Origin of the sequence: Leifsonia sp. 115AMFTsu3.1 (assembly GCF_004362795.1) — a bacterium.
Lineage (GTDB): Bacteria > Actinomycetota > Actinomycetes > Actinomycetales > Microbacteriaceae > Leifsonia.
Genome location: NZ_SNYB01000001.1, coordinates 915,443 through 938,711, shown reverse-complemented (window position 1 = coordinate 938,711; position 23,269 = coordinate 915,443). Strand labels below are relative to the sequence as shown.

The following is a 23,269-nucleotide window of genomic DNA, read 5'->3' as shown; positions in this document are numbered from 1 at the left end:
TCAGGACTCCGTTCGGTTGTGGCGGGAGAAGTAGGTGCGGAGGCGATAGCGGTCGCCGGCGTACTGGACGGTCGAGGCGAGCACCGCCCGCTCCGACCGGTTGCGCACCACCTGGTGCATCACGAGGGTCGGTGTTCCCGGCTGGACGCCGAGCTGGCCTGCGACGTCGGCGCTCGCCTCGCGCGCCTCGATGGTCGTCTCCGCATTGGCGAGCTCGTTGCCGGTCTCGGTGAGCGCCTCGTACAGCGAGGAGGTCTCGAAGTCGTAGCTCTCGGCGTCCGGAAGCAGGGCGGCCGGGATGAGCGCCCAGTCGAGGGCGATCGGAACGCCGCCGAGCATCCGCACGCGGCCCAGCCGGAAGATCGGGAGGCCCGGGGCGATGCCGAGCAATTCCGCGTCGTCGATGGTGGAGGGGGCGACGCTCGCCTGCAGCACGCGCGAGCTCGCCGCCAGACCCATCCGCTCGGCGGTCTCGCTGAACGACTCGAGGCTGTTCGGCCACTCGTTGCGCTGATCGCTCTCGCCGGACACGTACCAGCCCCGGCCGTGCGACGGCGCGAGCGCGCCGTCCTCGACGAGGGCCTGCAGTGCTTTGCGGAGAGTGACGCGGCTGATCCCGAGCGTCAGGCAGAGCTCCCGCTCGGGTGGAAGGCGCGCGCCAGCCGGCAGCGAGCCGGAGGCGATCCGCTCGCGCAGCGAGTCGGCCGCCTGCATCCAGAGCGGGTCCGGGTAGTCGGTCCGGACGACGCCCGTCGTTGTCGGTGTCGTCGTCATCGCTCGAGGCTCACCGTCTCCCAGACGCCCGAGCGCATCGAGGCGTAGCAGGCGTCGAGGATGCAGTTGACGACGAAGCCGTCGTCGAACGTCTCGTCCGGCTCGCGCCCCTCGGCGAAGCGCTCGACGAAGTGCCGCATCTCCTGGCTGAACCCGTAGGCGCGCGCCTCCTCCGGGACCGGGTAGACCCATCCCGTCTCGGCGTCCGCCTTCTCGACCAGATAACCGGCGGGATTCTCGATGAAGCCCCAGACGGGAGTGTGCGAGGTGTCGGTGACGAGGCGCCCGGCAGTGCCGACGAGTTCGTGGCGCAGCTGCATGCCGCCCTTCTCGATCCACGACGACTCGATCTGGGCCAGCTGACCGCCCGCGAACTTCAGGAGGGCGATGGCGGTGTCCTCTCCGGTGGTCTTGTCCGCGTGGGCCATCGTCGCGCCCCACGCGAAGACCTCGGTGACCGGGTTGTCCTTCCCGAAGAAGTGGCGTGCGGACTCGACGGTGTGGCAGCCCATATCGAGCAGGGCTCCCCCGCCGGCCGTCTCGGCGTCCCAGAAGTGCGGGGCGTGCGGGCCGGAGTGCGCCTCCCGCGCTCGCATGGTGAGAGGGTCGCCGATGGCGCCGGCGACGACCATCTGGTGGGCCTTCGCGATGTTCGGCGAGAAGACCGAGCTCTCCGCGTAGCCGTGCCAGACGCCGGCGTCGCGCACGATGCGGAGGATCTCCGCCGCCTCTGCTCCGGTGCGGGCGAGCGGCTTGGTGCATACGATGCCCTTGCCCGCGGCCGCGGCGATGCGGACCGCCTCGACGTGCACCTCGTTGGGGAGGGCGATGACGACGAGGTCGATCTCCGGGTCGGCGCACAGGGCCGCCATGTCGTCGTACTGACGCGGGATGGGGCCCCACTTCTCGGCGAAGGCCTGAGCGCGGGCGAGGTCGCGCGAGTAGGTGGCGACGAGCTCGGCCCCGCGGACGTCTTGGAGGGCGTCCGCGTACGTGTCGGCGATGAAGCCGGAACCGAGGAGTCCTACTCGAATCACATTTCCTCCTGCTGGAACGGGTGTGATCGCCATAGTAGCCATGTGGTACGCCATTGGTCTATACCGAAACCCGTAATAGACCAGAAACAAAATACCTCTTGCTACCTCTATGGACCGCTATGTATGCTCGCGGTCAATCCATCACCCCGAACCCGAGGAGAATGCAGTGCGACCACGCAAGTCGATGAAGATGCGAGTGGCTGCGGCTCTCGCGACGGTGGCGGCGGCCACGCTGATCATCACGGGATGCGCCGGCAGCGGCGCGTCCAGCAGCTCCCGCTACCTGAACGTGTACTCCGGCAACCCCGGCAACCTGACCGACAACTTCAACCCGTTCGTCGCCGACGTCGCCTATGGCGCGAACGGCGCCGTGCTCGGCGCGGTCTACGAGCCGCTCTTCTACTTCAACTCCGCCAAGAACGAGAAGCCGCAGCCGTGGCTCGGCACCGAGTACACCGTCTCGCCGGACGGCCTCACCTACACCGTGACCCTGCGCGACGGCGTGAAGTGGCAGGACGGCAAGCCGTTCACCGCGGCCGACGTCGCCTACACGTACAACCTGCTCGAGAAGAAGCCGGAGCTGAACCTCTACGGCCTCAAGATCGCCGAGGCGAAGGCCGTCGACGACACCCACGTCACCATCACGCTCAGCCAGCCGGACTACCCCAACGAGTACCGCCTGCTCGGCCTCACCTTCATCGTGCCGGAGCACATCTGGTCGTCCATCTCCGACCCGGCGAAGACCACCAACCAGAAGCCGATCGGCACCGGAGCCTTCGACTTCGGGCAGTTCACCCCGCAGTCGGTGACCCTCACGGCCAACAAGGACTACTACCAGAAGGGACAGCCGGCGATCCCCGGCATCCGGCTGGTCACGTCCACCGGCAACGCCGCGGCGCTCAACTCGCTCAACGCGGGCCAGATCGACTGGGCCGGCATCGCGCTGCAGGATGTGCAGAAGTCGTTCGTCGACAAGGACAAGAAGTACAACAAGTACACGTCCATCCCGGCCGACATCAAGGTGCTGATGCCGAACCTCAGCAAGGCGCCCTTCGACGACCTCGCCTTCCGTCAGGCGCTCAGCCTCTCGATCGACCGCGACGCGATCATCAAGCAGGCCTTCGGAGGGACCGACACCCCGGCCAACCCGACGAGCCTCCTGCAGCCGCGGGACGAGGCCTACATCCCGGCCGACTACACGGGCAAGACGCTCGACCAGGATGTGGACAAGGCCAAGAAGATCCTCACCGACGCCGGCTACTCGTACGACGGCTCCGGCAACCTGATCGGCAAGGACGGCCAGCCGGTGAAATTCAAGATCACCACCGTCACGGGCTACACCGACACGATCACCGCCAACCAGCTGCTGGTGCAGGACTTCCAGAAGATCGGCGTGCAGGCGACCCCGGAGGAGCTGTCGCTCGGCGCCTACTCCACCGCTCGACAGAACGGCTCGTTCGACCTCCTGGACGACCGCATCCCGACCGGCCCGAACCCCTTCCAGCAGTTCAGCGACAGCCTGGACTCGGCCAAGACGGCTCCGGTCGGCAAGCCGGCCAACGCCAACTTCGTGCGCTTCCAGGACCCGAAGGTCGACCAGCTGATCGCGCAGGCGGGCGGCACCAACGACCCGGCTCAGCTGACCAGCGCCTACCAGGCGCTCGGCACCTACTTCGCCGAGAACCAGCCGTACATCATCCTCAGCCAGAACGGCGCGGTGACCACCTACCGCGACCAGTACTTCACCGGGATGCCCACGCCCGACAACCTGTGGGCGACCCCGTCCAACTGGCTGTCCGGCAACATCGGCTACGTCGCCAAGTCGCTGAAGCCCGTCAAGTGACCCCTCGGCGCGGGACGGCGGTCATCCGTCGTCCCGCGCCCCGACCCGGCGGGACCACCTCATGCGCTACTACCTCAACAAGCTCGGCTTCTACCTGATCGCGGGCTGGATCGCGATCACCCTCAACTTCCTGCTCCCCCGGCTGGTCAAGGGCAGCCCGGTGGATGTCATCCTCGCCAAGACGCAGGGTGTCGCCCCGATGCCCCCGGAGGCCCGGCACGCCCTCGAACTGCAGTTCGGCGTCTCGCACGAGCCGCTCATCGTCCAGTACGGGCAGTACCTGCACAACATCTTCACCGGCCAGTTCGGCCTCTCGGTCAGCTACTACCCGACCCCGGCGATCGACGTCGTCATGCAGGCGCTCCCGTGGACGCTCGCGCTCGTCGGCCTCGCGACCGTCATCAGCTACGTGATCGGCGTCGTCTTCGGCTCGTGGCTCGGCTGGCGTCGCGGGAGCTGGACCGACGCGATCCTCCCCGCCTCCACCTTCTTCTCGGCGATCCCCTACTTCTGGCTCGCCCTCGTGCTCGTCTACGTGTTCGGCTCGATCCTGCACTGGTTCCCGGTCAGCGGCGGCTACGACCTCAACATCGTGCCGGGCTTCACACCGGAGTTCATCGGCTCCGTCATCGTCTACGGCGCCCTCCCGGCGATCACGATCATCCTCGCGTCCGTCTCGGGCCAGCTGCTCGGCACCCGCAACATGATGGTGTCGACGATGGCGGAGGACTACGTGGTCACCGCGCGGGCGAAAGGGCTGCGACCGGGACGGGTCTTCGGCTCGTACGCCATGCGGAACGCCCTGCTCCCCAGCGTCGCCGGGTTCGCGATGTCCCTCGGCTTCATCGTCAACGGATCGGTGGTCACCGAGAGCGTGTTCGGGTACCCGGGCGTCGGCTTCACCCTGCTGACCGCCGTGCAGAACAACGACTACCCGCTGATGCAGGCGCTGTTCCTCATCATCACCCTGGCCGTCCTCGGCGCGAACCTGGTCGTCGACCTCGTCTACGGCTTCATCGATCCGCGCACGCGGCTGGCGAACTAGGAGTCCCCATGAGCTTCACGCAGCAAGAACTCGCCGACCCGGAGCTGTCCGGCTCCGAGCCCGACGCCGACGACGCCGCGGCCGCCCGCACCGGGTTCCTCCGGGCCGCCGGCCGATCGCGCCGCACCGACCGGCGCCGCACCTCCCGCGGGTGGAAGTTCTGGGTCGGGATCGCGATCTGCGTCTTCTTCGCGCTGGTCGCCCTGACCGCTCCCCTCCTCGTCCCGAACCCCAACCAGTCCAGCCCCGTCGGACTCCAGCCGCCGAGCGCGGAGCACTGGTTCGGCACGACGAACATCGGGCAGGACGTCTTCGCGCAGGTCTACGCAGGAACCACGGGCTCCGTGGTGATCGGCGTGGTCGCCGGCGCGATCACCGTGGTGCTCTCGATGCTGTTCGGCATCGGCGGCGCGTTCCTCGGTGGGTTCTGGGACAACCTCTCGTCCCTCATCAGCAACGTGTTCCTCGTCATCCCCGGCCTCCCGCTGCTCATCATCGTGACCGACTACGTCGAGTCGCGCGACATCGTGGTGATCGCCGTCGTCATCGCCCTGGTGTCGTGGGCGGGCGCGGCCCGCGTCCTCCGCGCACAGACCCTCTCGGTGCGCTCCCGGGACTACGTGGATGCTGCGCGCGTCGCCAGCGAGTCGAACTGGCGCATCATGCTGCGCGAGATCCTCCCCAACCTCATGCCGATCATCGCCAGCCAGTTCGTCTTCGGCGCCCTCGGCGCGATCCTCGCGGAGGCCGGGCTGTCCTTCCTCGGGCTCGGCGCGCCCGGCGGCAAGAGCTGGGGCAGCATCCTGTTCTTCGCCCAGAACGCCCAGGCGATCACCCTCGGCGCGTGGTGGTGGTTCGTCCCGCCGGGGCTCTGCATCGCCATCCTCGGGGCCGCCCTCGGCCTGATCAACTTCTCGATCGATGAGCGCATCAACCCGCGGCTGCGGACGGCGGCGATCGCCAAGCGCTCCCGTACCGCCCCGAAGGGAGCAGCCGCATGAGCGAACCGCTGCTGCGCATCAGCGACCTGACCGTCGATTACGCCACCGACCGCCCGGTGCGGGCCGTCGACGGCGTCTCGCTCGAGATCCACCCCGGCGAGATCGTCGGGCTGGCGGGAGAGTCGGGATGCGGGAAGTCGACCCTGGCGTACACCGTGACCCGGCTCCTGCAGCCTCCCGCCCAGATCAGCGGCGGCTCCATCGAGTGGCGACGCGAAGACGGCGGGACGACCGACATCCTCGGTCTCGACGGCCGCGAGCTTCGCGCCTTCCGCTGGCAGGAGATCTCGATGGTCTTCCAGGGCGCCATGAACGCCCTCAACCCCGTCCACCGGATCGGGGCGCAGATCGAGGACGTCTTCGTCGACCACCGCGCGGGACTCAGCCGCGCGGAGCGCCGGGAGCGCGCCGCCGAACTGCTCCGCACCGTCGGCATCCCGGTCGACCGGCTGAAGAGCTACCCGCACGAACTGAGCGGCGGGATGCGGCAGCGCGTCATGATCGCCATGGCCCTCGCCCTGCGGCCCCGGCTGATCATCATGGACGAGCCGACGACCGCGCTCGACGTCGTCGTGCAGCGCAACATCCTGGAGGAGATCGACCGGCTGCGCAGCGAGTTCGGCTTCGCCGTGCTGTTCATCACCCACGACCTCGGTCTGCTGCTCGAGATCAGCGACCGGGTCGGCGTGATGCTGTCGGGGCGTCTGGTGGAGGAGAACACCCCGCAGGCGCTGCTCGACGGCGCCGGCCACGAATACACCCGGCACCTGCTGCGGTCGTTCCCCAGCCTCCGCGGCGACGTCCCGCTCACGGGCACACGCTATGTCGACATCGAACGAGGAGAGGAGGCGCTGGCATGACGACGCTCGAAGCGCTCCACCTGGCCAAGGACTACCAGATCCGCGGGAGCGGCCTGCGCCCGCACATCCTGAAGGCCGTCGACGACGTCTCGCTGATCGTGCGTCCGGGCGAATCCGTCGCCCTGGTCGGCGAGTCGGGCAGCGGCAAGTCGACGATCGCCAAGATGCTCATCCGGCTGGTCGATCCGACGGCGGGCGACATCACGCTCGACGGGGAGCGCATCGGCTCCGGACACCGCGCCACCAAGCGCTACCGCAAACGCGTCCAGATGGTGTTCCAGGACCCGTTCTCCTCCCTCAACCCGTCGCTCCCGATCCGCCACCAGCTGGTGCGGCCGCTGCGCATCCACGGCATCGTGCACACCCGCGCGGAGGAGGAGAGAGAGCTGCACCGGCTGCTCGACTCGGTGAACCTGGGGCCGGCTGCCGAGATCCTGGCGAAGTATCCGCACGAGCTGTCGGGCGGGCAGCGTCAGCGCATCGCCATCGCGCGGGCGCTCGCCCCGCAGCCGGAGGTGCTGATCGCCGACGAGCCGGTGTCGATGCTGGATGTGTCCATCCGGCTCGAGATCCTGCAGCTCCTCGACGACCTGAAGAAGCAGCGGAACCTCGCCGTGCTCTACATTACGCACGACCTCGCGACCGCGCGGCACTTCTCGACGCAGATCGTGGTCATGCGCCACGGCCGGGTGGTCGAGCGCGGTCCGTCGAGCGATGTCATCCTCAACCCCATCCACCCGTACACGCAGCTGCTGGTGCGGGCGGCGCCGGACCCGCACTCCGAGGCCTTCGACCTCGACCCCGAGCGCTTCCGCCTCTCCCCCGACGTGCTGGTGACGCCCGACGACCCGGGCCCCGCGCAGCCGGGTCACTGGGCGCGTGCGTGGGCGGACGACGCCGCCGTCGCGGAGCTGCTCGCCACCGCCTGACCCCGGCCCCCCGCCTGATGCGGAAAACGGAGGTGCTCGGAACCTTTCCGGCCCCGAACCACCTCCGTTTCCCGCATCCCGCGGCGTGCCGCCCTGGGAACTCCTCCGTTTTCGTCGCCGTTCGAAAGGGAGGAGATCCCAGCGACCGGCGCGGCGATTCGCCACGAACGGAGGCACGCGGCGCCGCACGGTCCGGGATGTCCTCCGTTTGCGCAGCGGACGGAGGGTGACGCCGTAACGGGCGGAGCCGGAGGGATGCGGCTAGCGCGTGCGGGCGAAGTGGGTGCGCAGGCGGTAGCGCTCGCCCGCGTACGTGATCGTCGACACGAACAGCGGACGCTCGGACTGGTCGACGGCGACCTGGCGCATGACCAGCACGGGCTTCCCGAGCTCCAGCCCCAGGTGCTCGGCGACCGTTCCGGTGGCCTCGCGCGCCTCGATCGTCGCGTCGGCGCGGAACGGCTCGACGCCGGCGTCCGCCAGGGCCTCGTAGAAGGATGCCGTGGCGAAGTCGACCGATTCGAGCGACGGGGCAATGGTCGCCGGCAGCCGCGTGACGTCGACGGCGATCGGCACCTCGTCGAGCAGGCGGACCCGCTCCAGGTGGAACAGCGGAGTGCCCGGTGCCACGCCCAGCTCCTCCGCCTCGTCCAGCGTCGCCGCCTTCGTCTCCGCGCGCAGCACGGTGGACGACGCGGCCAGCCCCATCCGGTTCGCGGTCTCGGTGAACGACTCGAGGTTGTTCGGGAAGTCCTTGCCCGGCGCCGGCGCCTGGGCGACGTACCAGCCACGGCCGTGCGACGCGCTGAGCACGCCGTCCTCGACCAGCTGGCTGAGCGCCTTGCGCAGCGTCACCCGCGAGATCGACAGCTGCTGGCACAGCTCGCGCTCCGGTGGCAGACGTGAGCCCGGCTTCAGCACGCCGGTGGCGATCTCGTGGGTGATCAGGTTGATCACCTGGATCCACAGGGGCTCGGGGTAGTCAGGCCGGATGGCGGCGACCGCGTCTCGACCGAGAGTCTCCGGCTGCGTCAACGTCGATACCCTCTCCCTGCCGATAGCACGCCTCATTCATACCACTCGTTACCGCGCCGCGAGACGATCGAATGCCGCGGCGAGTTCCGCGCTGACTCCGCGCGCATCCGCGTGCTCGTCGTGGTGACGCACCACCCGACGCGCCCCCTCGGCGAACGACACCTGCGGCGCGAAGCCGGGCACGAGCCGCTGCAGCTTCGTCGTGTCGAACAGCATCGTGTGCCGGAAGTCGTGCTCCAGCACCTCGTCCCAGCCGGGGATCTCCTCGCCGATGGTCTGGCTCGAGCGGTGCACCAGCAGCGGCGAGCGCACGCCGGCGGCGCGGGCCAGCTCCAGGTGGATCTGATCCCAGGTGAGGATGTCGCCGCTGACGACGTTCACGCTCTCTCCGATCGCGTGGCCCTCGCCGAGCAGCGGCACGAACGCGCGGGCGAAGTCGCTCGAGTGCATGAGCGTCCAGAGCGATGTGCCGTCACCGTGGACGACGACGGGTTCGCCCGCGCGCATCCGCTCGATCGCCGTCCAGCCGGCGAGCACCGGGACCGTCGTCTCGTCGTACGTGTGGAACGGGCGGACGATCGTGAGCGGGAATCCCTGCTCGCGGTACGCCTCTTCGAGCAGCAGCTCGCAGGCGATCTTGTCGCGGGCGTACCCGAAGACGGGCTGCCGGCGCGGGGTGGATTCGGTGATGGGCAGCAGCGGCACCGGGCGCGCGAACACGGAGCACGTCGAGATGAAGACGTACTGGCCGGTGCGTTCGCCGAAGTAGTCGACGTGGCCGTCCAGGTCCTTCGGCGTGAACGCGACCCAGTTCACGACGGCGTCCCACCGTTCGTCGCCGAGCAGGGCCGCCAGCGCTGCCGGGTCGCGCACATCGCCGGTCAGGAGGCGGACACCCTCCGGTACCGGGCGGCGAGGCGCGGACCTCGTGACGATGGTGAGGTCGATCCCGCGCTCGACGGCCTCGCGCGCGGCGGCCGAGCCGATCATCCCGTTGCCGCCGAGGAAGAGCACCCGCGCGCTCATGCGTCCACGCTCCCGCGGGACACGCCCAGGCCGACCAGGTGACGGTACGACTGCTCCAGCGCGTCGAAGGTGTCGACGCTGAGCCGCTCCAGCTCGACGATGTGCCAGCGCAGACCGGAGGGAGCCGTCAGGATGCGCTCCCAGTCCATCGCGCCCTCGCCGATCGGCACCATGACGTCGTCCTCATAGCTGACCGCGGGCCCGTCCTTGATGTGGACCAGGCGCGCGCGGTCGCCCAGCCGGGTCAGCACCTCGGCGGGATCGGCGCCACCCATGCGCGCCCAGTAGGCGTCGAGTTCGACCACGACCCGCGGGTCGAGGAGGTCGAGCAGCAGGTCGTACGCCTGGCGCCCGTCGAAGTTCTGCGAGAACTCGGCGAAGTGATTGTGGTACCCGATCGCGAGGCCCCGGGCGGCCGCGTTCTCCGCGGCCTCGTTCACCCGCTGGACGCCGGCGCGGATGCTCTCCGGAGAGTCGAACTCCTCGCGCTCCATGGACCACACCAGGGTCGGCGCGCCGAGAGCCTGGGCCGCATCCAGCAGCCGCTCCGCGGGCTCGCCCGTCGGGAACGGAGTGTGGGCGCTCGTGATGGCGAGGCCCGAGGACGCGGCGGCGATGCGCACCCGCTCCGCGCCGTACGCCTCGACCAGCCCGTACGTCTCGACGCCGAGATAGCCGAGGGCGGCGACGCGGTCGAAGGTGCCCTCCAGGTCGGCGAGCGCCTGCTCCAGGATCGTGTACCCCATCACGGCGAGTGGTCGTGCGCCACCGCCGGAGTCCTCCGCGCTCACAGCGCGCCCGCCGTCCACTGCAGGGCGCGCCGGACGAGCTCGCGCACGGGCGGTTCGCCCCACGAGCGCAGGTCGTGGCCGAGTGCCAGGTAGACCACACGACCGTCGCCGACCTGGCGCGCGTACATCACGGGGATCTCCGCGCCGTCCGCCCTGTGCCGCCGCGCGAGCACCTGCACGTCGTCGTCCGCGAGTTCGAACTCGTAGTACTCGTCGAACAGCTCGAAGTCGTCGATGCCCTCGGTGATGGGGTGGTCACCCACGATCTCGATCGTGTGCCTCCCCTCGTGGTGACCCGGCCCGTGCGACAGATACCGGTTGCCGAGCAGCTCGAACATGGGCCGGTCCGCCGGGTCGAGCCCGTCGCCCTGCCAGCCCAGGATGTTGGCGCCGTGGATGCCGACGAGCCCCTTCCCTCCGCGGACGGCCGCGGCGAGCGCCTCCTGCTGCGCCGTCGGGAACAGCCCGCCGGAGGTGTACAGCAGGTAGGTGTCGGCGTCGGCCGTCTCCGGGCGGGCGTCGACGAAGCGGTTCATGCCCATCCCGCGCCGGGTCACCAGGCCCGCCTCGATGCCGAGCTGCTGGTACACCAGGGAGGCGGTGAGCAGGTCGTGGTGGATGTCGTCGCCGTTCACGACGACCAGTGCGTTCTTGTTGCGCGTCATCTCTCTCGTTCTCTCGCGAGACCGCGGGCGGACCGGCTGACCGGCCCGCCCGCGGACGGTGCACGTCCGGTCAGGAGACCGGCTTCAGCTTCAGCGCCACCACCGGGTTGGGGTACGGCGCGAAGTAGGGGTTGTCCTCGCTCGGCCAGCCGGTGACCTTCGCGCTGCTCCAGTCGCCGTAGTTGCCCCAGTAGAACATCACGATCATGGGGAGCTGGTCGATCCAGATGCCCTCGAGCTGCTCCAGGATCTTCGCCCGCTCCTCGTCCGTGGTCGCGAGCGGGTACTTGTTGAACAGCTCCTTCGCGACCGGGTCGTTGAACCGCTCGATGTTCTCGAACGTCGGTGTCGCCTGCCCCAGCGGGTAGTACTTGTTCGGGTTCATCATCGAGTCGTAGATGTTGAACGCGCGGGGTGCGGGGCCCACCGGGTATCCGATGGTCGACTGGAACGTGCCGTCGGCGGTGATCTTGTTGATGTCGTTCACCGAGGTGGTGTCGATGTCGAGCTTGATGCCGAGGTCCTTCAGCTGCGACACGAGCACCTGGGCGCGGGCCGCGATGTCGGTGTACGACGCGGGGAAGCTGACCGAGAACTCGACCTTCTTGCCGTCCTTCTCGTAGTAGCCGTCCGATCCCTTCGTGTAACCGGCATCGGTCAGCTGCTTCTCGGCGGCCGGCTTGTCCTGCTTGAAGTCGAGGTTCTTGTACTTGGATGCGACCTCGCTCTCGAAGGCCGGCATCGGGAGCCCGGTCTGGCTCGTCGCGGGCGGCGAGTCCGTCGCTGCGCCGATCTGCGCCCGGTCGACGCCGAGGCTGATCGCGCGGCGCACGGCGATGTCGCTCAGCGGCCACTTCTCCAGGTTCGGGATGAGGCCGTCCGATCCGACGACCGGGGCCCAGTAGTGGTTGTCCTTGCTCTTGGAGAGGTAGGTCTTCTCGGCGTCGGCGATGTAGGTGCCCGACCAGTCGGCCTGGCCCTGCACGAGCGCGTTCGTCTGGCCCTGGTTGTCCTTGTAGGGGATGAACCGGATGCCGCCGATCGTGGCGGGGGTCTGCCAGTAGTCCTTGTTCGTCTTGAGCACGAAGCTCTGCGGCGAGAAGGTGTCGAGGATGAACGGCCCGGTGCCGACCGGGTTCTTGTCGACGTACTTGGTGGGGTCGCCCACCTTCGACCAGATGTGCTTGGAGACGATCGCGGCCGAGACCAGCGAGGTGAACTTCGTCTCCGACGGTGCCGCGAAGGTCATCACGACGGTGTCGGGGTCCTTGGCCGTGATGGTGTCGAAGTCGACGCCGCCCACGTTGAGGGCCGGGTACTTCTTCAGCAGGTCGTAGGTGAACACGACGTCGTCGGCCGAGAACTTCTGGCCGTCCGTCCACTTGACGCCCGACTGGAGGTGGAGGGTGAGCGTCTTGTTCTCGTCGCTCCACTCCCACGACTTCGCCAGCCACGGGATGTCGTGCCCGATGTCGACGTTGTTGATCTGCACGAGCGGCTCGTAGATGAAGCCGCCGGCGCCCTGGTTCGTGTAGGTGGCCCCCTGTGCGGTGTTCGGCAGGTACGGGTTGAAGGACTGCGTGAGGCTGTCGGACTGACTCGCCACGTTGAGGATCAGTCCGTCGCCCGAGCCCGAACCGTTCGACGAGCAGGCGGCGAGCGGCACGACGAGCGAGGCGGCCAAAGCCGCGCCGATGGCGGCGCGACGTATGGACCTTCTGCGATTCATTGCTGGTCTCCCTTGGTATCGGTTGTTTCTGGAGCGTCTGTGCTCGTTGGAGCGTCTGTGGGGGCCTGCGGCCCGGTGTGGATGCGGCGGCCCGCCGGTCGCACGGCGCCGAGCCCGTAGGCGACGGCGTTCTCGGAGCGCCGTTCGGTCGCCTCGGCGTCGTCCGCGTACAGCCAGCACTTCGCCCACTGGCCCTCCTCGAGGGCGAAGGCGGGCGGCGCGTCCGTGCGGCACCGCTCCATCGCGAACGGGCAGCGCGGGTGGAACCGGCAGCCGGTGGGCGGGTCGATCAGGCTCGGCGGCTGGCCGATGTCGCGTGGCCGCGCCTCGTCGGGACGCGACGGATCCGGTGCCGAGGCGATGAGCAGCTGCGTGTACGGATGCGCCGCCTTCTGGGTGACCGTCTCGCTCGGGCCGGCTTCGACGAGCTGTCCCGCGTACATGACGCTGGTGTCCTCGGCGAAGTAGCGGGCGGACGCGATGTCGTGGGTCACATACAGCAGCGCGACGCCGCGCTCCTCCACCAGCCGGCGCAGCAGGTTGAGCACGCCGAGGCGGATGGACACGTCGAGGCTCGACACCGGCTCGTCGGCGAGGAAGACATCGGGGTCGGCGGCGAGCGCCCGCGCGATCGAGATGCGCTGCAGCTGACCGCCCGACAGCTCGTGCGGGTACTTCTCCGTGAACTGGCGCGCCGGCCGCAGGCTCACCTGTGCCAGCAGGTCGTCGATGATGCGCCGCTGGGCGGCGCCGTCGGCCTTCGGGTGATGGATGCGCACGGCGCGCGTCAGGGTGCGCGCGATCGTCGCGACCGGGTTGAACGACCCGAACGGGTCCTGCAGGATCAGCTGCACCTTGCTGACGTGCGCCCGGAACGACGCCCCGCCCTTCACGCGAACCGGCTTGCCGCGGTACAGGATCTCTCCCGACGTCACCGGGTGCAGCTGCGCCAGCAGCCGGGCGAAGGTCGACTTGCCCGATCCGGACTCGCCGACGAGCGCCATGATCCGCCCGGCGTAGAGGGCGAGCGACACGTCGTCGGCGGCGTGGACGACGCGGCGCGGACCGCGACGGAACGGCGAACTGTGCACCGTGAAGTGCTTGGTGACGTGGCGTGCCTCCAGGAGGGGCGCATCCTCACCGGAGGGTGCGACCTCCTGCGGCGCGGTCTCGATGGTGGTCATCGGGCATCCTCCATTCGGGCGTGCGGAAGTTCGGCGACGGCGTCCGGCGTCCGGTTCGGCGCAGAACCGTCCCCCTCGTAGAGCAGGCAGGCGGCTTCCGCCTGTCGCCACTCGGCCGGTCCTGCCAGGGGGATGAGCGGAGGAACGACCTCGACGCAGCGGTCGAACGCGAGCGGGCAGCGGGGCGCGAAGGCGCATCCCGTCGGCAGCTTGCGGAGGTCCGGCGGCGACCCGGGGATGCCGGCGAGCTCGCGCTTCGGGCCGGACAGGGTCGGGAACGACGCCAGCAGCCCCTGACTGTAGGGGTGCCGCGGGTTCCGGTAGAACTCGTCGGCGTCCGCGAGCTCCACCACGCGTCCGGCGTACATGACCGCGATGGTGTCCGAGAGCTCGATGAGCAGCGAGAGGTCGTGGGTGATGAACACGACGGCGAAGCCCAGCCGGTCCTTCAGCTCGATGATCTTCTCGATGATCTGGCGCTGGATGACGACGTCGAGCGCCGTGGTCGGCTCGTCCATCACGATGATCTCGGGGTCGAGGGCGAGCCCCACCGCGATCATGGCGCGCTGCCGCATCCCACCGGAGAGCTCGTGCGGGTAGGCGTTCACCCGGTCGGTCTGGATGCCGACGAGCCCGAGCAGCTCGACCACGCGTGCGGCGCGATCCGCGGCCGACAGGTCGGGGCGGTGCGCGCGGAGCACGTCGTCGAGCTGCGCGCCGACCGTCAGCACGGGGTTGAGCGCGTGCATGGCCGACTGGAACACGATGGACAGCTCGTCCCACCGGAAGTCGCGCAGCTCGCTCTCGCTCATCCGCAGGATGTCGATGGTCGAGCCGTCGGAGTTCGTGTAGAGGATCCCGCCGCCGGTGATCTGCGCAGGCGGCTTGTGCAGCCGAGTGATGGCGTAGGCCAGCGTCGACTTGCCCGACCCGGACTCCCCCGCGATGCCGAGGACCTCGCCCCGGCGGAGCGTCAGCGACACGTCGTTGACGGCCGGCGTCACCGAGTTCTCGCCGACGTAGTCGACGTGCAGGTTCTCGATCTTCAGGATGACGTCGCTGGTCACCGGGTCGTACGGCTGGTGCGGCGGACGCTGGCCGCGCACTCGCGCCGGCCCGCGGACGATCTTCGCCCGCTGCGCACGCACTTGCGCCCGCTGCGCCTTCCTGGTGCCGATGCCCGCCTGGCGCAGCCGCGGGTTGATGAACTCGTCGATCCCGAAGTTCACGAGCGACAGCCCGGTGCCGAGCAGGGCGATCGCGAGCCCGGCGGGGACGAACCACCACCAGGAGCCGGTCAGCATCGCGCTCGAGACCTGCGCCCAGTAGAGGATGGTGCCCCACGACCACTCGGTCACGTTCGTCAGCCCGAGGAACGCGAGGCTCGCCTGCGTGAGGATCGCGCCGGTGACCGTTCCGAGGAAGCTCGCGGCGATGACGGCGATCTGGTTCGGGAAGATGTCGCGGAAGATGATGCTGGACGTGCGCTCGCCGGTCGCTCTGGCCGCCTCGACGAAGTCGCGTTTGCGCAACGACAGGGTCTGCGCCCGCAGCACGCGAGCGCCCCACGCCCATCCCGTGATCGAGATCACCAGGATGATGCCAAGCGATCCCGACTTCGGCAGGTAGGAGGCGAGGATGACCGTCAGGGGCAGGGCGGGGATGACCAGGAACACGTTGGCGAGCAGCGACAGCAGTTCGTCCGAGAGCCCGCCGAGGTAGCCGGCGGCCAGACCGACGAGCACAGACAGCACGGTCGCGACGATCGCCGCGCCGACGCCGACGAGCAACGAGATCTGCGTGCCGTACAGCATCTGCGACAGCACGTCCTGGCCGGTCTGCGTCGTGCCGAGCCAGTGCTCCGGGCTCGGCGGCTGCAGGGTCGCCTTGCTGACCGCCGACGGGTCGTACGGCGCCACCCAGGGGCCGATGATCCCGAAGATGCAGAAGACGGCGGTGATGACGATGCCGGTGAGGGTCCAGGGACAGCGGAAGGCGCGCATCCACGCGAAGCGGGATGTCGGGGTGTCCGTCTCGGCGTTCTCCGCTTCGACGGCGGTGGCGGCGGCGATGGCCATGTCAGCTCAGCTCTCTCGTGTGCGGGGGTCGAGGAAGACGTACATGAGGTCGGCGAGGAGGTTCGCGACCAGGACGGTGATCGTGATCACCAGGAAGATGCCCTGCATGAGCGGGTAGTCCTGGGCCTGCGCAGCCTTGAACAGCACGGTGCCGATCCCGGGGTAGTTGAAGACGACCTCGGTCACGATCGAGCCGCCCACCACGAAGCCGAGCGACATCGCGAAGCTCGAGAACGACGGGAGGATGGCGTTGCGCGCCGCGTAGCTGAACATCACGCGCCGCTTCGGGAGGCCCTTCGCCTCCGCCAGCCGGACGTAGTCCTCGCTGAGGGTGGTGACCATCATGTTGCGCATCCCGATCAGCCAGCCGCCGATCGAGGCGACGACGATGGTGAGCGCCGGGAGGACCGCGTAGTACGTGGCGCTGCCGATGAAGCCCAGGTTCCAGCCGATCGTCTCGGTCACCGAATAGCCGCCGGACAGCGGGAACCAGTGCAGGACGATCGAGAAGATCAGCACGACGCAGATCGCGAACCAGAAGTACGGGATGCTCGACAGCAGTGTCGTGAACGGGATGAGGCCGTCCAGCCACGAGCCCCGCTTCCAGCCCACGATCATTCCGAGCCCGGTTCCGATGAGGAAGCCGAGCACCGTGCACACCGTGATGAGCACGAGCGTCCAGCCGATGCTGCTCGCCAGCACGTCCGACACCGGGGTCGGATAGTACGCGTACGACGTGCCGAAATTGCCCGTGAACAGGTTCTTCCAGTAGTCGAGGTACTGCTGCCACAGGCTCGCGTCGCTCTGGCCGAACAGCACGCGGAGCGCTTGGATGGCGTCCGGCGACAGCTTGCCGTGGAACTTGGCGATCAGCGCGTCGGCCGGACTTCCCGGCATGATGCGCGGGAGCAGGAAGTTGAGGCTGATCGCCGCCCAGGCGGTGATCAGATAGAAGACGGCTCGTCTCAGGAGCACTCTCATGGGCGGTCGGTGTCCTCCGCGTCGATCGGGCGGGTGGTGGGTGCGGCCTCTGCGGCCGTCCGTGCGGGCTGGGCGAGCCAGCGCGCCGCGTTCGTGACGAGCCGGCGGACCTCCGTCGACCCCCAGGCCCGCAGGTCGTGGCCGAACTGCAGGTAGCAGACGCGTCCGCGTCCGTAGGCGTGCGCGGTCACCAGCGGCTCGCGTCCGTACGGGGCATCGCGCCAGGCCAGCACATCCACCCCCGGCTCGACGGCGAGGCGGTAGTGCTCGTGCTCCAGCTCGAACGGTTCGACGCCCTCCGTCACCGGATGCGGCGCCAGGCCGACGGCGAACCGCGACTCGTGGGGGCGCGGACCGTGGTCGAGGTACCGCGCGCCGATCACCGGCACGAGCGCGTCGTCCTCGAGGTAGGCGGTGGAGTGGACGGCGAGCAGTCCTGCGCCGCCGGCCACCGCGCGCTCGAGGCCTCGGCGGGCGTCGTCGTCGAGCTCGCCGGCGGCGCGATAGAGGGCGATGACGTCGTCCGGCGCGTGCGGGACGGATGCGGAAGCCGGTTCGCGCAGCGACCCCGCGCCGATGCGCACGCGAGTGGCGAGACCTTCGTCGGCCAGCATCGCCTGGAGCTCGACGCCCGCGCCGAAGAGGTCTTCGTAGACGTCGTCGCCCACGAGCATGACCGTCGCCGTTCCCATCCGCGTCACCACGTCGACCGCAGTTCGCCCACCGGCGACCACAGTCCCTTGTCGAGCCCGCTGAGCAGGGCGTTGTCGTACACCTGGAGCGGCAGCCCGACGCGGCCCCGCGACCGGCTGCTCTCGTAGGTCGCGAAGACGATGGCCGCGCCGGCGAGAGCGTGGCGCGCGGCCAGAACAGGCTCCTCGCCGGTCTGCAGGCCGTCGACCAGATCGGCGACGGCCTCGCGGGTGCAGGCGAAGATGGCCGGATCGATCCCGTGGTCCCAGGTCGACGGATCGCTCGCGTACGGGGACGCGAAGCGCATGCCGTCGACCCCGAACCGCTGGACGATGCACTCCTGGCCGTTCACGACGATCCTGCCGCGGCTGCCCTGCAGGATCAGCCCAAGGTTGTTCTCGCGGTTCAGGATGGGCGTGGCCGGCTCACGACCGGTCGCGATGGTCGCGCGGACGCCGTCGGACCAGGCGACCTGCGTCAGCGACGACGTCTCCACGAACGCGCCGTAGACGTAGCGGTTGGTGCTGACATCGATCTGTCCGAGCACCCACTCGGCCGGCTCGTCGTGCCGGTAGAACAGCGCGAGGTCGACGATGTGGCTGCCCCAGTCGAAGAGGTTCGGGCAGTAGCCCTCGATGCTGACCAGCTCGCCGATGGCGCCGTCGTCGAGCTGGGCCCGGGCGAAGCGGTGCACCGGCTCGAAGCGGCGCTGCAGATTGACGGTCAGCTGGACGCCTGCATCGGCCGCACGCTCGGTCATTGTGACGGCATCGCCATAGCTGAGCGCGAAGGGCTTCTCGCAGTGGATGGCGCGGACACCCGCGTCGATCGCCGCGTCGACCACGGCGCGGCGGAAGGCGGGAGGCGTGCACACGCTCACGATGTCCGGTCGCTCCTCGCGCAGCATCGCCGAGACGTCGGAGTAGCTCCGCGGAATTCCGAGTTCGGTCGCGAGCCGGTCGGCCGCGCCGCTGTCGACATCGGCGACCCCGACGAGTCGCACCCGCTCGTCGGCCTGGTAGGCGGCGGCGTGGACCCGGCCCTGCCCACCGGCGGCGACGACGACCGCAGAGTACGTCTGCATGTGCTTCTCCATTGAACTTCTCGGGTGCCGAATCGGCTGCGGGGTGGACCCGACTGTATCCCAGATCGATACCACCCAATGCCAGACTAAGACAGAATGTGAGCGGTAACAAGAGATGGTTTCTTCGTTTACGCGGTCGAAACAATGTGTGACCGGTTTTCATCGACCCGAGCGCGCATCCACATAAGACCACAACGGACCACCGCGCTACACTGCTCGCATGCTGATCAGCCGTGTCGTCGCCGCCCGCACCTCCCGCATCGAGGAGGTCCCCACCCCGGAGCCGCACCCCGGCCAGGTGCTCGTCGAGATCGTCGCCAGCGGCGTGTGCACCTCGGACCTCTCCCCGTGGCTGCGGGGACCGGGAGACGGCGGCGAGCCCATCGAGCTGGGGCACGAGATCTCCGGCCGCGTCGTCGCCATGGGATCCTCCGCGTCGCGCTGGAAAGAGGGCGAGTTCGTGACCGGCCTCGGCGGCCCCGGCTTCGCGACCCACGCCCTCCTGGAGGAGGACCGGCTCCTTCCCGTCCCCGCCGGGATCGAGCCGGCTCACGCCATCGGAGAGCCGATCGCGACACTCGAGGAGGCGATCTCCCGCACCCCGCTCAGCCCCGGCGCCCGCGTGGCGATCGTCGGACTGGGATTCATGGGTCTCGGGCTGCTGCAGCTCGCGCTGGCCCGAGCACCGCGCACCGTCATCGCCGTCGACCCCAACCCGGAGGCGCGGGAGCGCGCACTCGCCCTCGGCGCCGCGGTCGCCCTGCACCCGGACGAGGTCGCCGCCTTCGTGGATGCCGCCGAGGGCGCCGGGACCGCTGACCCCCGCGCCGACGTCGTGCTGGAGGCGACCGGGGTGACACCGGGACTCGCCACCGCATCCCTGCTGGTCCGGCCCTTCGGCACCCTGTGCGTCGTCGGATACCACCACGCGGGCACCGCCCCCTTCGACATGGAGCTCTGGTACAAGGGCGCGACGGTGGTCAACGGCTTCTGCCCGGACCATCCGCGCGTCATGCGGGCGATGCGGGACGCCCTGGCGCAGGTCGCTTCGCGCGGGTTCACCTTCGCGCCGCTGATCACGCATCGCTTCGCGCTCGACGGGGTGGATGCGGCCTACGAGCTGATGGCTCAGCGCGCCTCCGGATTCGTGAAGGCCGTCATCGAGCCGTGAGCCGGCGGGGCGCCTGCCGTCCCTTCCGAAAATATCTCTTTACCAATCGCGCACCAAAGCTATACATTCCCGGGTAACCGCTTTCCGGCTTCGACGAAGGGCACACCCGTGACCACCACCTCCCGACCCTCGAGCACCGCCGCTCCCGCCGGTCCGCGACTGAAGCGCAGCCTGGGCACGCCGTCCCTCTTGCTCTTCGGCCTGGCCTACATGCTGCCGCTCGCCGTCTTCACCACGTACGGTCTCGTCACCGAGACCACCGGCGGCCACCTCGCCGGCGCCTACTTCGTCACGACGATCGCGATGCTGTTCACCGCCGGCAGCTACGCCAGCATGGTGCGGGCCTACCCCGTCGCCGGGTCCGCGTACACATACACGCAGCGCACCTTCGGCCGCCACCTCGGCTTCCTGACCGGGTGGACGCTGCTCCTCGACTACCTCGCCCTCCCCCTGCTCAACTACCTCGTCATCGGCATCTACCTCAATGCGGCTTTCCCCGCGGTTCCGGCGTGGGTGTGGGTGGTCGGATCGGTGGTCGTCGTCACCCTGCTGAACGTGATCGGCATCACCCTGGTGTCGAGCGCCAACCTGGCGCTCGTCGGAGTGCAGGTCGTCTTCATCGTCGTCTTCGTGGCCACCGGGATCGCGTACCTCTCGGGCGGGGCGACCGTCCCGAACCTGCTCGACCCGTTCTTCTCGGGCAACACGACGCTGGGCGGAATCGCCGCTGGCGCCGCCATCCTGGCGCTCGCGTTCCTCGGCTTCGACGCCGTCTCGACCCTCAGCGAGGAGGCGAAGGACGCCAGGAAGAGCATCCCGCGCGCGATCATCCTGTGCACCCTGGTCGGCGGCCTGCTCTTCATCGTCACCGCCTATGTCGCCGGGCTGGTCTTCCCCGACTTCACGAACTTCACCGACACCGACTCCGCTCCGCTCGACGTGATGACGCGGATCGGCGGCGGCGCACTGTTCACGTTCTTCACCGCCGCCTACATCGCCGGCAGCTTCGCCTCTGCGATGACGTCGCAGGCCAGTGTCGCGCGCATCCTGTTCGCCATGGGCCGCGACGGCCAGCTGCCTCGCCGCGTGTTCGCCGCCATCCACCCGCGCTTCACGACGCCGTGGCTGTCGGTGCTCATCGTCGGCGTTGTCGGTCTCATCGGCGCACTGCTCCTGCCGCTGGACGTCGCCGCATCGGTGATCTCCTTCGGCGCCCTCGTCGCCTTCAGCTTCGTGAACCTCGCCGTGATCAAGCACTACCTGATCGACCAGCACGAGCGGGGAACGCGTGCCGTGCTGGCGCACCTGGTAGCGCCGCTGATCGGTTTCGCCCTCACCGTCTGGCTTTGGACCAGCCTTTCCCTCACGACCATCATCGCCGGCGGGATCTGGGTGCTGATCGGCGTCGTCCTGCTCGCGATCCTCACCTCTGGCTTCCGGCGCAAGCCGCCCGCGATGGACTTCTCGGAGGAGGACCCTGCACCTCTCCCGGAGGCCTGAGCCGTCTCGTCTCTCGCGCTGCTCAGCCGGCGCAGACGGCGAGGAGGAACCAGCCGGAGTGCGGGATCCACTGCTCCGCCCACCGCCACTCCTCGCCGTCCGGTGCGTCGGCGGGGAGGAAGGCGACGCCTTCCTCGTCCGTCCAGCCGGAGGTGATGCCGTTGACGATGCCTCCCGGGGTGTTCTGATACACCGCGGAGTACTCCACTCCGTTTCTCCCGCGGCCCTGGAGCATGCACGAGTCGAACGGGTTGAGGCCGCCGACCCAGGCGATCACGTCGGCATTCAGCCGACGGAGGCGGGCCCGGAGCCGCTCGTCGATCTGCGGCAGACGCGCCGCCACTGCGGCGGCATAGGCGAAGGACGCGAGCCCGGCGTTCTCGCCCTGCCACCAGTACCCGGTCTCGTTCTCGTGCGGGAAGAAGAACGCGTCGCGCGGTTCCGCTCCGATGGGCTGGACGCGCTGCCGCGGGTACCCGAACGGGTTGGGCACGGCATCCGTGCGCTGCAGCACTCCCGTGAGGATGGCGAGCGCAGTGCGCTCCGCGGCGTCGGCGGCATCCGCGTCCGCGTCCGTGTCCGTGCCCGCTGCCGAGCCCTGCCTCAGCACCTCGGCCCAGCGCAGCAGCGCCACAACGGGCAGGCCGGCCTCGGCCGCATGGAAGTAGGGCCGCCCCTCCACGTCGCCCACCAGCCATGCCCCGGTCTCGCCGTCGCGAAGTCGCTGTGCGATGGACTCTGCGCGGCGCGCCCCCGCCGCCGCGAATGCCTGTCGTTCCACCCCGGTACCGTCGGTGGCTGCCAGCAGTTCCGCGGCGGCGAGCAGCGCGCAATAGTCGTCGACGATCGACTCCTCGCCGTCGAAGAGATAGTCGCGGTTGTGCTGCTCCAGATGCTCGAAGCCGCGCACCGCCGCGGCGAAGTACTCCTCGCGACGGAAATCGCCCTCGTCGTCGGCACACGAGGCGAGAGCAAGCGCGGCGATCGCGAGGCCCCCTCCCTGGCGGTACGCCGCCTGCCACCGCTGGGTGCGGACACTGTCCTGGAGCGGCGCCGTGATCACGCGCTCCTCCAGCCGCTTCGTCAGCGCGTCGAAGATGGCCGTGTAGAAGAAGCCGCTCGGATCCTGGAAGCGCACCAGGAAGTCGGCGCCGAACAGGCCTTCGTCACGGAGCCGCGGATACTGACTCGTCCGGAAGCCCGGATGCGCCGTGCGCAGCTCCCGGCCCGCGGTCAGCAGCGCCCAGGCACAGAGCGGGATCTGCTGCGGACTCATCATCCGGGTGTAGGTGAGATGGCTGAGGAACTTGCTGTAGTCACCGGATGCGTCGAGCCAGCCGCCGCGTGCATCCACCGTGCGGCCGGAGTCGTCGTCGTAGAAGCGCGCTGCGGCATCCTTGCGATCGATCTCCCCGCTCGACCGCTGCGCGCGGAACATCGCCGTGACGTCGGACACGACGAGGCTCGGGATGCGGTCCTCCGCGATGACGAACGGCGCCGACGCGACCCCGCCCTCGTCGGTCTCGGCGACGAGCCGATAGCGACCGGGCGTCGTGATCGACGAGAAGTCCGCGCGGGCGTAGGGCCGCGCCGACCACCGGGAGACGCGCTGCGGTGAGTCGACGGCGACGGACACGGTGTGGCTGTCGTCGAGTCGCTCGATCCGAAGGCGTGGAGCGACATCGAACCCGACGAGCACGGCGGCCTTCGGCGCTTCCGTGTCGTAGCCGAGATGGCTCACGAGGATCGCGGGTTCGTCGACCGTCTGCATGCTGCCTCCATGTGCATACCAAGGAGTACCACACGATACCAGGGCGATCCCCCAGCGCTGGTATGCGGGCGC

Annotated in this window: 20 protein-coding genes; 7 read left to right on the top strand and 13 right to left on the bottom strand. The window is 69.2% G+C overall.

The genetic code is table 11. The features are described from left to right. Window positions 1–774: a GntR family transcriptional regulator gene (locus tag AXZ95_RS04650; protein WP_018189849.1), complete on the bottom strand. Its 774-nt coding sequence runs from the start codon at window positions 772–774 to the stop codon at window positions 1–3. Next, complete coding sequence (locus AXZ95_RS04645; protein WP_018189848.1) at window positions 771–1,811, bottom strand: Gfo/Idh/MocA family oxidoreductase; 1,041 nt, start codon at window positions 1,809–1,811, stop codon at window positions 771–773. The genes AXZ95_RS04650 and AXZ95_RS04645 overlap by 4 nt, the downstream gene beginning before the upstream one ends. Before the next feature lie 166 nt (window positions 1,812–1,977). Here AXZ95_RS04645 and AXZ95_RS04640 point away from each other — a divergent pair, with 166 nt between their 5' ends. The 5 genes from AXZ95_RS04640 to AXZ95_RS04620 all read left to right on the top strand — a co-directional run bounded on the left by AXZ95_RS04640 (window position 1,978) and on the right by AXZ95_RS04620 (window position 7,489). Beyond that, window positions 1,978–3,654 (top strand): ABC transporter substrate-binding protein, encoded by a 1,677-nt coding sequence (locus AXZ95_RS04640; protein ID WP_231374343.1) that lies wholly within the window; start codon window positions 1,978–1,980, stop codon window positions 3,652–3,654. A 61-nt stretch (window positions 3,655–3,715) separates the two neighbouring features. Beyond that, complete coding sequence (locus tag AXZ95_RS04635; RefSeq protein WP_018189846.1) at window positions 3,716–4,699, top strand: ABC transporter permease; 984 nt, start codon at window positions 3,716–3,718, stop codon at window positions 4,697–4,699. A gap of 8 nt (window positions 4,700–4,707) precedes the next feature. Beyond that, window positions 4,708–5,700 carry an ABC transporter permease gene (locus tag AXZ95_RS04630; protein WP_018189845.1) on the top strand — a complete coding sequence of 331 codons (993 nt, stop codon included), beginning with the start codon at window positions 4,708–4,710 and terminating at the stop codon, window positions 5,698–5,700. Further along, on the top strand, window positions 5,697–6,560 hold the full coding sequence (locus AXZ95_RS04625) for an ABC transporter ATP-binding protein (RefSeq protein ID WP_018189844.1): 864 nt from the start codon (window positions 5,697–5,699) through the stop codon (window positions 6,558–6,560). The genes AXZ95_RS04630 and AXZ95_RS04625 overlap by 4 nt, the downstream gene beginning before the upstream one ends. After that, window positions 6,557–7,489: an ATP-binding cassette domain-containing protein gene (locus tag AXZ95_RS04620; RefSeq protein WP_018189843.1), complete on the top strand. Its 933-nt coding sequence runs from the start codon at window positions 6,557–6,559 to the stop codon at window positions 7,487–7,489. Before AXZ95_RS04625 ends, AXZ95_RS04620 begins: the two co-directional genes overlap by 4 nt. 261 nt (window positions 7,490–7,750) lie before the next feature. Here AXZ95_RS04620 and AXZ95_RS04615 read toward each other — a convergent pair whose 3' ends face one another. The 10 genes from AXZ95_RS04615 to AXZ95_RS04570 form a co-directional block, all read right to left on the bottom strand. Next, window positions 7,751–8,524 (bottom strand): GntR family transcriptional regulator, encoded by a 774-nt coding sequence (locus AXZ95_RS04615; protein ID WP_018189842.1) that lies wholly within the window; start codon window positions 8,522–8,524, stop codon window positions 7,751–7,753. A 48-nt stretch (window positions 8,525–8,572) separates the two neighbouring features. Beyond that, on the bottom strand, window positions 8,573–9,550 hold the full coding sequence (locus AXZ95_RS04610) for an NAD-dependent epimerase/dehydratase family protein (RefSeq protein ID WP_018189841.1): 978 nt from the start codon (window positions 9,548–9,550) through the stop codon (window positions 8,573–8,575). Then, complete coding sequence (locus AXZ95_RS04605) at window positions 9,547–10,341, bottom strand: sugar phosphate isomerase/epimerase (protein ID WP_026307054.1); 795 nt, start codon at window positions 10,339–10,341, stop codon at window positions 9,547–9,549. The genes AXZ95_RS04610 and AXZ95_RS04605 overlap by 4 nt, the downstream gene beginning before the upstream one ends. Continuing rightward, complete coding sequence (locus AXZ95_RS04600; protein ID WP_018189839.1) at window positions 10,338–11,006, bottom strand: ThuA domain-containing protein; 669 nt, start codon at window positions 11,004–11,006, stop codon at window positions 10,338–10,340. Before AXZ95_RS04600 ends, AXZ95_RS04605 begins: the two co-directional genes overlap by 4 nt. Window positions 11,007–11,076: 70 nt before the next feature. Continuing rightward, the gene (locus AXZ95_RS04595; protein ID WP_231374342.1) at window positions 11,077–12,735 is read right to left on the bottom strand and encodes an ABC transporter substrate-binding protein; all 1,659 of its coding nucleotides are present in this window, start codon (window positions 12,733–12,735) and stop codon (window positions 11,077–11,079) included. Beyond that, on the bottom strand, window positions 12,732–13,919 hold the full coding sequence (locus AXZ95_RS04590) for an ABC transporter ATP-binding protein (protein ID WP_018189837.1): 1,188 nt from the start codon (window positions 13,917–13,919) through the stop codon (window positions 12,732–12,734). The genes AXZ95_RS04595 and AXZ95_RS04590 overlap by 4 nt, the downstream gene beginning before the upstream one ends. Next, complete coding sequence (locus AXZ95_RS04585; protein ID WP_018189836.1) at window positions 13,916–15,997, bottom strand: dipeptide/oligopeptide/nickel ABC transporter permease/ATP-binding protein; 2,082 nt, start codon at window positions 15,995–15,997, stop codon at window positions 13,916–13,918. The genes AXZ95_RS04590 and AXZ95_RS04585 overlap by 4 nt, the downstream gene beginning before the upstream one ends. Window positions 15,998–16,003: 6 nt before the next feature. Further along, window positions 16,004–16,978, bottom strand: coding sequence for an ABC transporter permease (locus tag AXZ95_RS04580; protein ID WP_018189835.1), 975 nt, complete (start codon window positions 16,976–16,978; stop codon window positions 16,004–16,006). Beyond that, window positions 16,975–17,670, bottom strand: coding sequence for a ThuA domain-containing protein (locus tag AXZ95_RS04575; RefSeq protein ID WP_231371096.1), 696 nt, complete (start codon window positions 17,668–17,670; stop codon window positions 16,975–16,977). Before AXZ95_RS04575 ends, AXZ95_RS04580 begins: the two co-directional genes overlap by 4 nt. Window positions 17,671–17,675: 5 nt before the next feature. Continuing rightward, window positions 17,676–18,755 (bottom strand): Gfo/Idh/MocA family oxidoreductase, encoded by a 1,080-nt coding sequence (locus tag AXZ95_RS04570; RefSeq protein ID WP_231371097.1) that lies wholly within the window; start codon window positions 18,753–18,755, stop codon window positions 17,676–17,678. Window positions 18,756–18,975: 220 nt separating this feature from the next. Here AXZ95_RS04570 and AXZ95_RS04565 point away from each other — a divergent pair, with 220 nt between their 5' ends. Together AXZ95_RS04565 and AXZ95_RS04560 are read left to right on the top strand one after the other, a co-directional pair. Continuing rightward, window positions 18,976–19,926, top strand: coding sequence for a zinc-binding dehydrogenase (locus AXZ95_RS04565; protein WP_018189832.1), 951 nt, complete (start codon window positions 18,976–18,978; stop codon window positions 19,924–19,926). Between the two features lie 108 nt (window positions 19,927–20,034). Continuing rightward, complete coding sequence (locus tag AXZ95_RS04560; RefSeq protein ID WP_018189831.1) at window positions 20,035–21,426, top strand: APC family permease; 1,392 nt, start codon at window positions 20,035–20,037, stop codon at window positions 21,424–21,426. Window positions 21,427–21,448: 22 nt separating this feature from the next. Here the strand turns inward: AXZ95_RS04560 and AXZ95_RS04555 are convergent, their stop codons facing one another. Further along, the gene (locus AXZ95_RS04555; RefSeq protein ID WP_018189830.1) at window positions 21,449–23,197 is read right to left on the bottom strand and encodes a glycoside hydrolase family 9 protein; all 1,749 of its coding nucleotides are present in this window, start codon (window positions 23,195–23,197) and stop codon (window positions 21,449–21,451) included. Window positions 23,198–23,269: the final 72 nt, after the last annotated feature.